Origin of the sequence: Pseudomonas sp. W22_MBD1_FP4, from assembly GCF_052113765.1 — a bacterium.
Taxonomy (GTDB): Bacteria; Pseudomonadota; Gammaproteobacteria; order Pseudomonadales; family Pseudomonadaceae; genus Aquipseudomonas; species Aquipseudomonas sivasensis.
The window spans coordinates 495,356-510,847 of the sequence record NZ_JBGQOI010000001.1; the positions used below are offsets into that span (position 1 = coordinate 495,356).

The window sequence follows — 15,492 nt, forward strand, 5'->3', positions numbered from 1 at the left end:
ATGTCTATTCAACGTCCTACCCTGGCCGATCTCACCGAAGTCGGCCACAGCCTTGGCCTGCAAATGGCCGAGCCGCTGCTGCACGAATACGCGAACATTCTCGACGCCGTGTGGCAGGACTACGACCGCCTGGATGGCATCGCCAACCCGCCATTGCCCCCCCGTTACCCTCGCGGCCCCGGCCAGGTGCCGCAGCACAACCCTTACAACGCCTGGTACGTACGCACCGAGATTCAGGGGGCACCAACGGGCAAGTTGGCCGGCAAGCGCGTGGCGCTCAAGGATAATATCTGCCTGGCCGGCGTGCCGATGATGAACGGTGCATCGACCCTGCAGGGCTACGTGCCGGACATTGACGCCACTGTCGCGACACGTGTGTTGGACGCTGCCGGACAGATTCTGGGCAAGGCCCATTGCGAGTTCTTTTGTGTGTCGGGCAGCAGCCATACCAACGCCACCGGCGCAGTGCACAACCCGCGTAATCCGGGGCATTCCACCGGCGGTTCGTCGTCGGGCTGCGCGGCGCTGATCGCGGCCGGCGAAGTGGATCTGGGCATCGGCACTGACCAGGGCGGTTCGGTCCGCATTCCGGCGGCCTACTCCGGTATCTACGGCATGAAGCCGACCCATGGGTTGATCCCCTACACCGGGATCATGCCCATCGAGATGACCCTGGACCACGCCGGCATCATGAGTGCCAACCTCGCCGACAACGCGCTGCTCTTGGAAGTGCTGGCCGGCGCCGATGGCCTCGACCCCAGGCAGGACCGCGTCGTGCCGACCGAAGCTTATACCCAGGCCCTCGGCAAAGGCTGCAAGGGCCTGCGGATCGGTGTGGTGCGCGAGGGCTTCGGGCATGCCAACTCCGAGGCCGATGTGGACGCGGCGGTGCGCCGTGCCGCTGCGTTGTTCGTAGACCTCGGGGCACGGGTGGAGGACATCTCGATACCGCTGCACGCCCTGGGCCACGCCATCTGGACACCCATCGCGGTGGAAGGCACCACCCAATTGCTGCGCGGCTACAATTACGGCTCGAATTGGAAAGGCCTGTACGTAGAGAGCCTGATGAACGCACAGCAAGACTGGCAGACCCAGGCTGGGCAATTCCCGCACGACCTGAAAACCTGCCTGCTGGCCGGTGAATACGCGTACACGTGTTTTGGCGGCCAGTACTACGCCAAGGCTCAGAATGCTGCACGGCAATTACGTGCGGCCTACGACCAGCAATTGCAGGACTTCGATGTGCTGCTGATGCCCACCGTACCGCTCAAGGCGCCAATATTGCCGGCAGCAGACGCCTCACCCAGCGAGTGGGTGCAACGGGCCCTGGAAATGAACGCGAACACCGCGCCCTTCGACGTTACCGGCCACCCTGCCCTGTCACTCCCGTGTGGGCTTGCCAGTGGCCTGCCAGTGGGCATGATGCTGGTGGCGCGGGACTACGACGAAGCCACGCTGTACCAGGTCGCGCACGCCTTTGAACAACATATCGACTGGGAAAGCCTGATTTCATGAGCGCCTCTGACTACAAAGTCGGCCTGCTGTTTTCCGAGAGCAGCCTTACCGCTGCCTCGGAAACCACCCAGGCCAATGCCACCCACCTGGCGATCGCCGAGGTCAACGACGCCGGCGGCATCCACGGACGGCCACTGGTGCCAGTGGACGGCCATCCCGGCGCGGAACCGTCGGACTACCGCGACAGCGCCCTGCGCCTGTGTGACGAACACCAGGTGCAGGTGTTGTTTGGCACCCACATGTCGAGCACCCGCAAAGTAGTGTTGCCGGTGGTCGAGAGCCGCCGCCGACTGCTGTTCTACCCGACCCTCTACGAAGGGTTTGAATACTCGCCCTGGTGTTACTACACCGGTTCCGCACCGAACCAGAACTCAGTCCAACTGGCGCAGTACGTACTGGCGCATTTCGGCAACCGCGTGCTCTTTGTCGGTGGCTCCTACGTGTACCCGTTCGAGTCCAACCGCATCATGCGCGAACTGTTCGAACAGGCCGGTGGCGAAGTGGTGGACGAGATCTACTTGCCGTTCCACGCCACCGCCGAGGACTTCGAACGGGTGATGCAACGGGCGCGGGCCACGGCTCCGGATGCGATCTACTCGACCATCGTCGGCAGCGATATTCCGGCCCTGCACCGCGCGTACCGACAGGCCGGTTTCGACCCGGCGCGCATGCCCATCGTCAGCCTCGCGACCAACGAGGTCGACGTGTTGCACATGAGCGATGAAGAGGCCGAAGGGCATGTGTCGGCGGCGCCGTGGTTCTCCACCCTGGCGACGCCTGCCAGCCAGGCGTTCGTCGCACGTTACCGAGCGCGCTTCGGTGACACGGCGCCGCTGACGGCGGGCGGTGAGGCGGCGTACTTCCAGGTGCATCTGTTCGCCGAAGCAGCGCGGCGTGCGGAGGGTTCGTCCATTGAAGCGTTGCGCAAGGCCTTGGCCGGTGCGCAGTTCGACGCGCCCCAGGGCCGCGTGCAGATCGACCCGGACACCCAGCACACTTGGCTGTGGCCTCGTATTGCGCGTCTCGACCACCAACGCCGTTTCGAGCTGGTGGTGCAGAGCGAGCAGCCGGTGAAACCCAGCCCTTACATGGTCGATTACCAGCTGGATGTGCAGCCATGAACAGTGGGAGTGCGAGATGACCCAGGCACCTTCGCTGTTGCGCGAACTCAAGGGCCTGCGCGTGCTGGTGATTCACCCGGTAGATGCCGAGGCCCGCGTGGTGCTGGACCAGTTGCAGCGCATCGGTTGCATCGTTGAGCAATGCTGGCCGGTGCCTGCGCATTTGCCGGAGCACACCGATGTGGTCCTGCTCGCCGTGGAACTCAGCCAGCGCCTGAATACCCAGGCGCTGGTGGAAGGCTTGAGCGAACAGGCGCCGCCGATCATTGCCGTGGTGGGCTATGAAAACCCGTCGATGCTGCAACTGGTGCTGGAAACCCAGCCGGCAGCCGTGATCGAGCGCCCACTGCGACCCTTTGGCTTGTTGACCCAGTTACTGATGGCCCGCGCTGCCTGGCGTGCGCGCATCGACATGCTGGCGCAACTGCGCAAATTACAGACCCGGCAACCGGCGGTGTCGAAGATCTCCATGGCCAAGGCCCTGCTCATGGCCCGCCATCGCATCGGCGAAAACGACGCTCACCGGCGCCTGCAACGCGATGCCATGGCCAGCCGCACCAGCATGGAAGCGGTGGCCCAGACGATCATCGATGCCGGCCTGCCACCTCAATCAGAATAAGCAGAGGTTATTCATGCAAGCATTCAACTTCAGCACCACCGCGCACCTGATCTGCGCCAGCGGCGCCGCCGCCCAATTGGCCGAACAGTGCGCCGCCCGTGGTGCACGCAACGTATTACTGGTCACCGACGCAGGCATCCTGCGCCACAACCTGCTGGATTCAGTCTTGCCCGGTTTCACCGCTGCGGGGATCAACCTGCAGGTGTACAGCGACGTCCTCGCCGACCCGGCCGAAGAGCTGGTGCTGGCGGCCACTGAACAAGCACGTGCAATCGGTGCCGACCTGATCGTCGGCTTCGGCGGCGGCAGCTCCATGGACACCGCCAAGCTGGTCGCCTACTTGGCACACCCCGAGCAACGCCAGGGCTTGAGCGACATCTACGGGGTCAATCAGGCCAACGGCGCGCGTCTGCCGTTGATCCAGGTGCCGACCACGGCCGGGACCGGTTCTGAAGTCACGCCGATTTCCATCGTCACTACCGCCACTGGTAAATCCGGCGTGGTGTCCCAGCAACTGCTGCCGGACCTGGCGATCCTTGACGCACAACTGACCGTCGGCCTGCCCGGCCCGGTCACCGCTGCCACCGGCATCGACGCGATGGTGCACGCCATCGAGGCCTACACCAGCAAGTTGCGTAAAAACCCGATCTCGGACCTGCTGGCCCGCGAAGCCCTGCGCCTGCTCAGCGCCAACCTTGAGCAAGCCGTGCGCGAGCCGCAGGACCTTGAAGCGCGCCAGGCCATGCTGCTGGGCGCTTGCCTGGCCGGCCAGGCTTTCGCCAACGCGCCGGTCGCGGCGGTGCATGCATTGGCTTACCCGCTGGGCATCACATTCCACCTGCCCCACGGGCTGTCCAACGCACTGGTTCTCAACCCGGTGCTGACCTTCAATCTGTCCCACGCCCATGCGCTCTACGCCGAACTGGCGCCGTGCGTGCTGGGTGAGCGTCTGCTGCCAGGAGATGGCGCCGCACAACTGATTGAAGAACTGCGCAGGATTCATGAAGCGGTCGGGCTGCCTTTGCGCTTGAGAGACGCCGGAGTCACCCTGGAAAGCCTGCCGGAGCTGGCCCGCAGTGCGATGCAACAACAGCGACTGCTGGTGAACAATCCACGGCCCGTGCTTGAGGAGGACGCGTTGGCGATTTATACCGCAGCCTATTGAAAATCTGGCGCGGCAAAGCGAATTCGGCCCCTATTGCGCACCGGCCAGTAGGGGCATTGCGTCGCGCGACAACGCTTTGACACTTCAGTTCCGTGGCGCCGGAAAATAGTGTTTGCGTATGAAATCAACTTGTGGATATTGTAAGCAATATGCCATCACCCCGGTGATGCAGATGCGCAAGCATGACGCTTGTGATTTTTCCAAGGAGGAAAATGATGGATCCCTTTGTCGGCGAAATTCGGCTGTTCCCATGGGGCTGGGCACCTTCCGGCTGGTTGGCCTGCGAAGGTCAAATTCTTCCCTTCAATAACTACGTAGCGTTGGCCTCGTTACTGGGCAATCTCTACGGCGGCGATGGCAGGACAACCTTTGGCCTGCCCGACCTGCGCGGTCGTACAGCGTTGGGTCAGAACGCGGTAGCTTCCGTCTCCCCGGCCCTTGGCGTTCATGCTTTAGGCAGCGTGGGAGGCAGTGAAACGGTCACCCTCGGCGCCACTGCGCTTGTCACCCATACACACGGCACCCATGTCTCCGATGCCATCGGCGCCAACACCGGGCCTGCGGGTGGCATTCCGGCCGTCAGTGCCAATGCTGCTCAGCTACAGTCCCGGCCGGTCTACGTGACAGCCGCAGGCTCGACGCCCGTCTCCCTGAACAGCGCCACCGTGGTGGCTGCCCCCGGTACGCCAGTGGCCAATATGCAGCCTTCGATTGTTGGCTGTTTTTGCATCGCCATCTCCGGGATTTATCCGCCGCGCCCGTAGCGACCCATTGACAGACTCTCGTGTAAGGAAACTGAAATGTCTGAAGCCTATATCGGAGAAATCCGCATGTTTGCCGGCGACTATGCGCCTCAAGACTGGGCGCTGTGCAATGGCTCGCTGCTATCCGTCAACGCCAATCAAGCACTGTTTACCCTATTGGGCACGCGGTATGGCGGTGACGGCGTGACCACCTTCGGCCTGCCGGACTATCGGGGCCGTTTGCCCATCGGGCAAGGCACCGGCACCGGGTTGAGCCCTCGGCTATTGGCGCAAACCACCGGCGTGGAAACGGTCGCCCTGGTGTCGGCGAACACTCCGGCGCACAGCCATGCCTTTGTGGTCAGCAGCACGATGGCGACCTCAACGACGCCCGTGCCCTCGCCTCCTGCGTCGGCTAGCCAGACCTTCGGCCAATTCAGCCCGCTTGGCGCCATCAAAGGCCTCTATAGCACTGCAACCGGCACCTCGGCGACGGTCAACCTGAACCCGAATTTTCTCGACACGGCGCTAGGCCCGGCAGTGGGTACGCCCCACACCAACCTCATGGGGTCCCTGGCCGTCAACTACATCATCTGCCTGGCAGGGATCTACCCATCACGCCCGTAAGTCTTTTATTTCAGGATGACCGCTCATGGACGCTTTTACCGGTGAAATCAGGCTGTTTCCCTTTACTTTCGCTCCGCAAGACTGGGCCTATTGCGATGGGTCGACGTTAACGGTTCAACAGGCGCCCGCGCTGTACTCCATCATCGGCAATCTCTATGGCGGCACGCCTGGGCAAAATTTCAAGCTGCCCAACCTTAACGGGCGCGCAGCCATGGGCGCGGGCAATGGCCCGGGTCTCACTCCTCGACCGACCGGCACTGCCGTGGGCGAGGACCAGGTCACCCTGCTACCCGCCAACATGGCCGGCCATACCCATGCGGTACAGGTGAAAGTCGGTGGCGATACCGCAGCGGCGGTGGACACACCCACTTCCACAAGCTATCTGTCCCAACCCCGTAACGTTCTCCTGTACAACGCCACCCAACCCGTTGCCGGAGGCCCGACCCTGGCGCCCACCACTGTGAGCCAGGCCGGTCAGCTTGCTCCCGGCAGCAGCGTGCCGCGCAGCACACTGCAACCGTTCCTGACCTTGGCCTATTGCATCTGCATCAATGGCGAATACCCCCTCAGGCCATGACGATCAGCGCGCAGTTGCGTCCACAAACGGCCCATGACCTGGGCTTTCTGCGGGAGCTCTTCGTTACCCGCCGCTGGGCCGAGGTCAGCGCCGTACCGGGCTGGAGTGACGTCCAGCGCCGCGCGTTTCTGCATTCCCAGGCCGAGTTGCAACGCCAGCACTATGAAAAGCATTACCCATCGGCACAGTTCCTGATCATTGAGCAGGCAGCAGCGCCCATCGGACGCCTGTGCGTGTTGCACAGCGATGAAGACGTGCGAATTGTCGACATTGCGCTGTTGCCGGCCTGGCATGGCCAGGGCATAGGCACGGGCCTGTTGCAGGCCGTTCTGTCTGAGGCCGATGCGCGTCGGCAGCCATGCCGCCTGAGCGTCGAGCAAGGCAGCCCGGCACGTCGCCTGTACCAGCGCCTCGGTTTCCAACCCGGCGAAGAAACCGGCCTTTACCTTCAAATGCACAGGCCCCCGCGCCTGGATTCAGATTAGAAAAGGCAGCAAAGACTGTTTAAACCACGCTGTCAGCCACTCATCGACATTTTCGTTGGACACCGCCCCTAGCGGCGCATACGGCAGGATGCCTAAACATGATCACAAGACTTTCGACCCGTGCCGCCAGACTGACCCGCAGGCTGGCCTCAGCCGCGTTGCTGCTAATAGCGCTGCCCCTGGCCAGCCAGGTATTGGCCGCACCGGTCATCACCAGCCCTGCGTCGGGCAGCACGTTGCCTTCGGTCGCGGTGAATCAGTCGATGAGCATTACCCTGTCGGGGACCATCGACAACTTCCCCATCGATCAGTGGTTTGAGTGTGACATCACTGACCTAGCGTACGACGGCTCCCCGTGCCTGCCAGCGGGATTGACCCTGGACCCGTCATTCGGAAGCACCACGACACTACTGCACGGCGCACCGACCACAGCCGGGACCTACACCTTCAAGGTTTCACTCAACGACAACCAATCCCAGACCGGAGTCGCCACCTATACCCTGGTCGTCACCAGCGGCTCGGCCCCGACCTTGACGTCAGTGAGCCCTAATACCGGCAGCACGGCGGGTGGCACCTCGGTTACCTTGACGGGCACCAACTTCGTCAACGTCACCGGCGTCACCATTGGCGGCTCGACGGCCAGTAGCGTCGTTAATAGCGGCACCAGCATTACCTCCGTCACCCCCGCGCATGCCGCAGGCCCGGTAAACGTGGTCGTCACGACCTCAAACGGAACCGCGACCCTCACCAACGGCTTCACCTATACCGTACCGGCGCCTACCGTCGGCCCGGTGAGTGCGACGGTTGCCAGTGGTAGCAGCGCCAACCCGATCACCCTCAACCTCAGCGGGGGGGCGGCCACCAGTGTGGCGGTTGCCAGCGGCGCCGCACATGGCACCGCCACCGCCAGCGGCACCAGTATCACGTACACCCCGACTGCGGGGTTCTTCGGTTCGGACAGCTTTACCTATACCGCGACCAATGCCAGCGGGACCTCAAGCCCGGCCACCGTCACCCTCACCGTCAGTGCGCCAACGCTTGTCATCAGCCCGGCGTCACTGCCAAATGGCACGGTCAATACGGCCTATAGCCAGTCGCTCAACACAACGGGCGGCACAGCCCCATATACCTACGCGATCACCAGTGGCACCCTCCCAACCGGCCTCAGCTTGGCTGTTTCTTCTGGCAGTTTGACCGGTACGCCCAGCAGCGCAGGCACCTATAACTTTACAGTGACTGCTTCCGACTCCAGCAGCGGAAACGGCCCCGCGACGGCCTCACGTTCCTACTCCGTCACCATCAACCAGGCCCTGCCCGTCGCGGGAGCCGTCAGCGCAACCGTCGCGGCCAATAGCAGCGCCAACCCGATCACTCTCAACCTCAGCGGCGGTGCCGCTACCAGCGTGGCCGTCGCCAGTGCTGCCGCCCATGGCACCGCCACTGCCAGTGGCACCAGCATCACCTACACCCCGACTGCGGGTTACTCCGGCGCGGACAGTTTCACCTACACCGCCACCAATGCCGCCGGCACTTCGAGCCCCGCCACCGTAACGATTACGGTCACAGCGCCAACGCTGGTGATCACGCCGGCGACACTGGGCACTTTTACCGTCGGCAGCGCCTTTAACGCGACCCTGAGCGCAAGCGGCGGCGACGCCCCGTACACCTTCAACGTCAACAGCCTGCCCAGCGGTCTGAGCTTGAACACATCAACCGGCCAGATCAGCGGAACCCCCATCGCCGCTGGAGCCTATAGCTTCACGGCGACCGTCACCGACAGCAACGGCGCAACCGGGTCGATCACTTACTCCGGCACCGTCAGCGCGGCACTGCCTGTCGCTTCAGCAGTCAGCGCAACCGTGGCGGCCAACAGCAGCGCCAACCCGATCACTCTCAACCTCAGCGGCGGTGCCGCTACCAGCGTGGCCGTCGCCAGTGCTGCCGCCCATGGCACCGCCACTGCCAGTGGCACCACCATCACCTACACGCCGACTGCGGGTTACTCCGGCGCGGACAGTTTCACCTACACCGCCACCAATGCCGCCGGCACTTCGAGCCCCGCCACCTTAACGATTACGGTCACAGCGCCAACGCTGGTGATCACGCCGGCGACACTGGGCACTTTTACCGTCGGCAGCGCCTTCAACGCGACCCTGAGCGCAAGCGGCGGCGACGCGCCGTACACCTTCAACGTCAACAGCCTGCCCAGCGGTCTGAGCTTGAACACATCAACCGGCCAGATCAGCGGAACCCCCACTGCCGCTGGAGCCTATAGCTTCACGGCGACCGTCACCGACAGCAACGGCGCAACCGGGTCGATCACTTACTCCGGCACCGTCAGCGCGGCACTGCCTGTGGCTTCAGCCGTCAGCGCCACCGTCGCGGCCAATAGCAGCGCCAACCCGATCACCCTCAGCCTCAGCGGCGGTGCCGCTACCAGCGTGGCCGTCGCCAGTGCTGCCGCCCATGGCACTGCCACTGCCAGTGGCACCACCATCACCTACACCCCAACTGCGGGTTACTCCGGCGCGGACAGCCTCACCTACACCGCCACCAATGCCGCCGGCACTTCGAGCCCCGCCACCGTAACGATTACGGTCACAGCGCCAACGCTGGTGATCACGCCGGCGACACTGGGCGCTTTCACTGTCGGCAGTGCGTACAGCACGACCTTGAGTGCCAGCGGTGGTAGTGCGCCGTACGCCTTCAGCGCGAGCAACCTGCCCAGCGGCCTGACCTTGAGCCCATCGACCGGGATCATCAGCGGCACCCCGTCGGCGCCAGGTGCTTACAGCTCGACGATCACCGTCACCGACAGCAACGGCGCAACCGGATCAATCACCTTCTCCGGCACCGTCAGCGTGGCACTGCCTGTCGCTTCAGCCGTCAGCGCCACCGTCGAGGCCAACAGCAGCGCCAACCCGATTACTCTCAACCTCAGCGGCGGTGCCGCTACCAGCGTGGCCGTCGCCAGTGCTGCCGCCCATGGCACCGCCACTGCCAGTGGCACCAGCATCACCTACACCCCGACTGCGGGTTACTCCGGCGCGGACAGCTTCACCTACACCGCCAGCAATGCCAGCGGCACATCAAGCCCCGCTACCGTGACCATCACCGTGACAGCGCCTACGCTGGTAATCACGCCAGCGACGCTGGGCGCGTTCACTGTCGGCAGTGCGTACAGCACGACCTTGAGTGCCAGCGGTGGTAGTGCGCCGTACGCCTTCAGCGCGAGCAACCTGCCCGGCGGCCTGACCTTGAACCCATCGACCGGGATCATCAGCGGCACCCCGTCGGTGCCAGGCGCTTACAGCTCGACGGTCACCGTCACCGACAGCAACGGCGCAACCGGGTCAATCACCTTCTCCGGCACCGTCAGCGTGGCACTGCCTGTGGCGTCAGCCGTCAGCGCCACCGTCGCGGCCAACAGCAGCGCCAATTCGATCGCCCTGAACCTCAGTGGCGGCAGCGCCACCAACGTGGCCATCGCGAGCGCCGCCGCACATGGCAGCGCCGTTGCCAGTGGTCTCAGCATCACGTACACGCCGAGCGCGGGTTACTCCGGCGCGGACAGCTTCACCTACACCGCCAGCAACGCCAGCGGCACGTCCAGCCCCGCCACTGTGACCCTGACCATCAGCGCGCCCACCCTGCTGGTGAGCCCGGCGTCCCTGGGGGCCGGCACAACGGGCAGCCCCTACAGCGCCGCGGTCAGCGCATCGGGCGGGACCGCGCCTTACACCTACAGCGTTACCAGCGGCAGCCTGCCGACCGGCATGAGCCTGAACGCCGCCACCGGGGCGATCAGCGGTACGCCCACTACCAACCAGACCGCCAACTTCACACTCACCGTCACCGACGCCAACGGCGCCAGCGGAACACAGGCTTACTCGATCAACATTGCCGCCGTACCGATCACCGTGCCGGCCTCCAGCCAAATCCTTAGCGTCGGGGAAAGCGCCGAAGTGGACCTGACCAAAGGCGCCACCGGTGGCCCGTTCACCCAGGCCAACCTGGGCACAGTCACCCCGGCTTCCGCTGGCCGGGCATTTATGGTCAGCCGGTTCTCCATGCGTTTCGTGCCATCGGCGGCGTTTGCCGGTACGGCCGTCGTGCGCTTCAGCCTGCAAAACGGCAGCGGTTCCCTGGCCAACAGCTCGGTGAGCTTTATCATCGCGCCCCGTCCTGACCCGACCAAGGATGCCGAAGTCATCGGCCTGCTCAACGCACAGACCCGCGCGGCAGAACGCTTTGCCAGCACCCAGATGGACAACTTCAACCGCCGCCTGGAGCAGTTGCACCAAGTGTCCTGCAACCGCAATTCGTTTAATGCCAGCGTGCGCAAAGACGGTGAAAACGTGCCCATGCAGGCCATCGCCAGTGCCGTACAGAAACAGATGGGCGGCTCGGCCAACAGCACCGACGAAGAGAAAAGACAGACCGCTGCCCAAGTCGAAGATGGTTGTAAAGAAGACGCCATTGCCTACTGGAGCGACGGTTTTATCAATAACGGCTCGACCCATGCCCGCGGCGCGAAAGACAACAGCTTCACCACCTTCGGCCTGAGCGCCGGTGTCGACTATCGACTGTCGCCGAACGCGATTGCCGGCATTGGCTTCGGCTATGGCAACGACCGCAGCGACATCGGCAACAACAAGACCCGCAGCGACGCCGACGCACTCGGCATTGCCACCTACCTGAGCCTCAACCTGGCGCCCAAGGTATTCGTCGATGGCTTGCTCGGCTACAACCGCATCAGCTTCGATTCACGGCGCTACATCACCGGCAGCGATGCGCAATACGCCAAGGGCTCCCGTGATGCCGACCAGCTATTCGCCTCGCTGACCACCAGCTACGAATACCGCCAGGGCCCGCTGTCGCTCACGCCTTACGGGCGCCTGAACGCCAGCACCACGCGCATGGACGCCTTCCGCGAAAGCGGTGGCGGGATCTATGGATTGTCTTACGACGAGCAACGCCAACAGAACTTCACCTCGTTCATCGGCCTGCGCACAGGCTACGACGTAGCGACCCGACTCGGTGTCATGACCCCCAAGATCGGCTTGGCCTGGGGCCACAATTTCAGTGGCAGCAGTGACTACAAAATGCGCTACACCGACCAAGGCTCCGACGGCGTGCTCTATCGCCTCAAACCCGACCCACTGGACAGCAACTTCGCCAATCTGGACCTCGGGCTGGACTTCAACCTGGGCCGATCGTGGCAAATGGGCGTCTCCTACAAGACCGCCCTGGGTAGCGACGAACGAAACGACACCTTCCGCATCGGCGTGGATGGCAAGTTCTGACGCGCTTACTGGTGATAGCAGTGGGTCAGTCAATGCAACAGTGACTGACCCACTGTAAGAGCGGAGCCCTAGGCAGCCGTTACCGCAGCAACGGATATGTACCCAACCCGCCTAAACCCTCCCCCCAATCAACACAACCATTCCCCCCCACTGCCTGACCCTGATCGGCAAACTCTGTTCCAGCGCCTCCAACGTCTGCTGCGCATCATCCAACGGAAACCGCCCTGTCACCCGCAACCCCGCCACTGCCGAGTCCAGCCGTACGATGCCATTGCGGTAGGGCCGAATCGCATCCACCACGCTCGCCAATGTCTGATTACGCACCACCAACCAACCCTCCAACCAAGCGGTCTCACTGGTCGCCATCGGCACCTGAGTGAGAATCCGCTGATGATCAAACACCGTGCTCTGATGCATCGCCACGCGCTGCTGCGTACCGCCTTCGAGATGCAACACCACATCGCTGTCGAGGGTGACCAGACGCAAGGCCGCACCCTGCTCGCTCATCATCAAGCGACCGCTGGCGCCAGTGATACGTCCGGCATGGCTACTGACCTGCAACGGTCCCGAGGCATTCACCAACATTTCGCCTGCACGCAGCTCCAGGCTGGGCTGCCCGTCGGCGAGCGTCGCGATCACCTGGCTGCGGGCATTGAGTTTGAGCGTCGAACCGTCGGGCAACTGCCAGGTGCGCCGCTCGCCCGTGCCGGTGGCGTATGACTGCCCGCCCGGTTCAAAGCGCGTCACCCAACCCACACCCGCCGCCAGCCCCAGCGCACACAAGCTGGTGCGCAGGAACGCGCGGCGACTGTTGGGCTGTTCCAGGCTGCGCAACAGTTGCGAGCTGGAGCGTCCGCGCCACGGCGAAGCCTTGAGTTGATCCAGCCCTGCGATCAGTTGCGCGTAGACCTGACGATGATGGGCCGAAGTGCCACGCCACACCTCCAGCGCCGCTTGCTGTTCGACACTGAAATCTCCGGACTGGATCTGCACCAGCCAACCAATGGCCTCCTCGGCCACCGGGTCGTTCAACGCTCGTTTGCTCACTCGTTCAACCCTAGGTAACAGGCGCGCAGGGCCTGGGTCATCAATTGGTGGATGCGCCCCAGCGACAGGCCGAGCCGTTCACTGATCTGCGCGTAGGTCATGCCGTCCAACTGGCTGTGCACGAACACCGCCTTGGCTTGCCCTGAAAGGCCATCCAGCAGCCGGTCGATGGCCAGCAGGCTTTCGATCAGGATCAACTGTTCCTGGGGCGACGGGTGCACGTGTTCAGGCACTTCGGCGAGGATTTGCAGGTAGGCTTTTTCCAGATCGCGACGGCGCCAGCCCTCATACATCAGGCGCTGGGCGATGGTGGTGAGCAGCGCGCGCGGTTCGCGAATGGCCGTGGGATCGGACAGCATCCACACCTTGAGGAAGGTCTCGGCGGCGATGTCCTCGGCGCTGTGGCTGCAACCGGTGCGGTACGACAAGCGTGCGCACAACCAGCTGTAGTGCTGTTGGAAAATCTGGCCGATGAGGCGGCTCTTGAGCAAGGCATTCGGGTCCATAGGTCCATAGTCTTCATGGACTGCACACGCCAGCGGACAAGTGGTGGTGGGCCTGTCGGTTTGAGGTAGACCTGCATCCAGGCAGGTGAGTCCAGTTTGCCCCAGCGGGCATCACCGGATAAAAGAATAAAAACATCCAATAAGCTGCATTTTCTGCATAACCCTTGGCATCCCTGCAGGCACGCAAAAGCACCGCCTGCGAGCGCCGCAGGCGGTGTGGTGAGTCACTCAGTTAGCGGCTAATTGCGCCTCCGTACGCTCCTGTTCACGCAGCGGGCGCACCAGCCAGGCGACCACTGCGGTCAGCACCAGCAGGATCGCGGCCAACACCCAGAGCACGCCGTGGAACGCACTGTCATAGCCGCCGATAAACAGGCTGTGCACCGTGCCGGCCTGTTCCGTACTCAGGGCTTGCAACGACCCGGTGAGATTGCCGGCGGCCACGTCATCGATCCAGCGTTGCAGGGTCGAGGGATCGGGCGCCAGGCGGCTCAAGGTTGTGCGCAATTGGCTGTCCAGCAAGGTGGCCAGCAACGAACCATACAACGCCACAGCAATCGCCTCGCTGCCCAGGCGGAAGGTGTTAAGCAAACCGGCAGCCATCCCGGCTTTCTGCTCGGGCACGGTCTTGAGCGCCAGGCCATCCACCAACCCGGCCGACAATCCCATGCCAATGCCCACCAGCAGCAACGGCACTGCCAGTTGCCACAACGCCACGCCAACCTGGCTGACCAGCGCCAACGACACGACGCCCACCAGCAACGCAATTAGGCTGACCTTGAGAATGCCGATCGCCGACACCCCACGCGCCGCCCACTTGCCGGCCAGAATCGGGCAGAACAGCATTGGCACCGTCAGCAGCAACATCGCCAGTCCTGCGTGGGTCGCGCTCAATTGCAGTACGCCGAACAGGTAGCTCGGCAAGTACGTCAGCAGCGTCACAAAGCCAAACGATGCCGCCACGGTGACCAACGCCAGGCCGACAAAAGGCCCGCTTGCCAGCAGCGACAGGTCCAGCATCGGCTGGCGATGGCGGCGTTCCTGCCAGGTAAATACCGCCAGCAACACCGCCGCGACCGCGACCAGGCCCAGCACGCCGGGGCTGATCCAGCCCCACTGCGAGCCCTGCACAATGGCAACCATCAGCGCCAACAAGGCCAACACAAATAACGTCGCGCCCGGCACATCAAAGCGTGCAGTGCGTTCTGCCAGTTCGCCGTCCCGCGTGATCAACGGGGTGCCCAACAGCACAATGACCAAGGTGACTGCGTGCGCCCAGAAAATCGCGCGCCAGCCGACGCTGTCCAGCAGTAAGCCGGACAAGGTCGGCCCCAGGCTCACACCCAGCCCCGCAACGGTGCCGAACAAGGCAAATGCACGTAACCGCGCCGGCCCACTGAAGTGGGTGGAGAGGATGGCAATGCCGCACGAGAAAATCGCCGCCGCACCAATCCCCGCCAGCCCCCGTGCCGCGTCCAGCAACCACGCGCTGTCGGCCACCGCAGACAGCACCGAGGCCACCACATACAGCGACGCACCGGCGACAAAACAGCGCTTGCGCCCGAGCCGATCAGCCAGCGCGCCCCAGGCCAGGGTGAAGCAGGCAAACGCCAGGTTGAAGGCGTTGACCACCCATTGCAGGCTGGTCAACGGCGCCTGGATATCGGCGCCGATGGCCGGCAACGCGAGGGCCGTGCCGGAGATGGAGCTGGGCACAACGAAGATCGCCAGCAGGATGATCGAGAGTAGAGCCGTGTCGGCAAACGAGTTTTTCATGGGTC

At 63.6% G+C, this 15,492-nt stretch carries 12 protein-coding genes; 9 read left to right on the forward strand and 3 right to left on the reverse strand.

Translation table 11 applies throughout. The features are described 5' to 3' along the window. The 9 genes from ACEN2T_RS02370 to ACEN2T_RS02410 all read left to right on the forward strand — a co-directional run bounded on the left by ACEN2T_RS02370 (position 1) and on the right by ACEN2T_RS02410 (position 12,158). Positions 1–1,515: an amidase gene (locus ACEN2T_RS02370; protein ID WP_442116229.1), complete on the forward strand. Its 1,515-nt coding sequence runs from the start codon at positions 1–3 to the stop codon at positions 1,513–1,515. Further along, a complete protein-coding gene (locus ACEN2T_RS02375; protein WP_032885738.1) occupies positions 1,512–2,636 on the forward strand; it encodes a transporter substrate-binding domain-containing protein in 1,125 nt (374 codons plus the stop codon). The genes ACEN2T_RS02370 and ACEN2T_RS02375 overlap by 4 nt, the downstream gene beginning before the upstream one ends. 16 nt (positions 2,637–2,652) lie before the next feature. Beyond that, positions 2,653–3,255: an ANTAR domain-containing response regulator gene (locus ACEN2T_RS02380; RefSeq protein ID WP_095184698.1), complete on the forward strand. Its 603-nt coding sequence runs from the start codon at positions 2,653–2,655 to the stop codon at positions 3,253–3,255. A gap of 13 nt (positions 3,256–3,268) precedes the next feature. Further along, positions 3,269–4,420 (forward strand): iron-containing alcohol dehydrogenase, encoded by a 1,152-nt coding sequence (locus ACEN2T_RS02385; protein ID WP_181639556.1) that lies wholly within the window; start codon positions 3,269–3,271, stop codon positions 4,418–4,420. Positions 4,421–4,602: 182 nt separating this feature from the next. Next, entirely contained in the window at positions 4,603–5,184 is a 582-nt protein-coding gene (locus ACEN2T_RS02390) for a tail fiber protein (RefSeq protein ID WP_241089564.1), read from the forward strand. 36 nt (positions 5,185–5,220) lie between these two features. Then, entirely contained in the window at positions 5,221–5,790 is a 570-nt protein-coding gene (locus ACEN2T_RS02395) for a phage tail protein (RefSeq protein WP_442116230.1), read from the forward strand. A gap of 25 nt (positions 5,791–5,815) precedes the next feature. Next, positions 5,816–6,367, forward strand: coding sequence for a phage tail protein (locus tag ACEN2T_RS02400; protein WP_442116231.1), 552 nt, complete (start codon positions 5,816–5,818; stop codon positions 6,365–6,367). Continuing rightward, on the forward strand, positions 6,364–6,852 hold the full coding sequence (locus tag ACEN2T_RS02405) for a GNAT family N-acetyltransferase (protein ID WP_442116232.1): 489 nt from the start codon (positions 6,364–6,366) through the stop codon (positions 6,850–6,852). Before ACEN2T_RS02400 ends, ACEN2T_RS02405 begins: the two co-directional genes overlap by 4 nt. Positions 6,853–6,950: 98 nt before the next feature. Then, positions 6,951–12,158: a putative Ig domain-containing protein gene (locus ACEN2T_RS02410; RefSeq protein ID WP_442116233.1), complete on the forward strand. Its 5,208-nt coding sequence runs from the start codon at positions 6,951–6,953 to the stop codon at positions 12,156–12,158. 111 nt (positions 12,159–12,269) lie between these two features. Here the strand turns inward: ACEN2T_RS02410 and ACEN2T_RS02415 are convergent, their stop codons facing one another. From ACEN2T_RS02415 to ACEN2T_RS02425, 3 genes are all read right to left on the reverse strand, one after another. Beyond that, entirely contained in the window at positions 12,270–13,205 is a 936-nt protein-coding gene (locus ACEN2T_RS02415; protein ID WP_442116234.1) for a FecR family protein, read from the reverse strand. Then, entirely contained in the window at positions 13,202–13,711 is a 510-nt protein-coding gene (locus ACEN2T_RS02420; RefSeq protein WP_442116235.1) for a sigma-70 family RNA polymerase sigma factor, read from the reverse strand. The genes ACEN2T_RS02415 and ACEN2T_RS02420 overlap by 4 nt, the downstream gene beginning before the upstream one ends. A 228-nt stretch (positions 13,712–13,939) precedes the next feature. Beyond that, positions 13,940–15,487: an MFS transporter gene (locus tag ACEN2T_RS02425; protein WP_442116236.1), complete on the reverse strand. Its 1,548-nt coding sequence runs from the start codon at positions 15,485–15,487 to the stop codon at positions 13,940–13,942. Between the last annotated feature and the right edge of the window lie 5 nt (positions 15,488–15,492).

Bases quoted from the DNA above. Each gene is read 5' to 3' on its own strand.
- ACEN2T_RS02370 (WP_442116229.1), top strand. From the start codon at position 1: ATGTCTATTCAACGTCCTACCCTGGCCGATCTCACCGAAGTCGGCCAC.
- ACEN2T_RS02375 (WP_032885738.1), top strand. From the start codon at position 1,512: ATGAGCGCCTCTGACTACAAAGTCGGCCTGCTGTTTTCCGAGAGCAGC.
- ACEN2T_RS02380 (WP_095184698.1), top strand. From the start codon at position 2,653: ATGACCCAGGCACCTTCGCTGTTGCGCGAACTCAAGGGCCTGCGCGTG.
- ACEN2T_RS02385 (WP_181639556.1), top strand. From the start codon at position 3,269: ATGCAAGCATTCAACTTCAGCACCACCGCGCACCTGATCTGCGCCAGC.
- ACEN2T_RS02390 (WP_241089564.1), top strand. From the start codon at position 4,603: ATGACGCTTGTGATTTTTCCAAGGAGGAAAATGATGGATCCCTTTGTC.
- ACEN2T_RS02395 (WP_442116230.1), top strand. From the start codon at position 5,221: ATGTCTGAAGCCTATATCGGAGAAATCCGCATGTTTGCCGGCGACTAT.
- ACEN2T_RS02400 (WP_442116231.1), top strand. From the start codon at position 5,816: ATGGACGCTTTTACCGGTGAAATCAGGCTGTTTCCCTTTACTTTCGCT.
- ACEN2T_RS02405 (WP_442116232.1), top strand. From the start codon at position 6,364: ATGACGATCAGCGCGCAGTTGCGTCCACAAACGGCCCATGACCTGGGC.
- ACEN2T_RS02410 (WP_442116233.1), top strand. From the start codon at position 6,951: ATGATCACAAGACTTTCGACCCGTGCCGCCAGACTGACCCGCAGGCTG.
- ACEN2T_RS02420 (WP_442116235.1), bottom strand. From the start codon at position 13,711: ATGGACCCGAATGCCTTGCTCAAGAGCCGCCTCATCGGCCAGATTTTC.
- ACEN2T_RS02425 (WP_442116236.1), bottom strand. From the start codon at position 15,487: ATGAAAAACTCGTTTGCCGACACGGCTCTACTCTCGATCATCCTGCTG.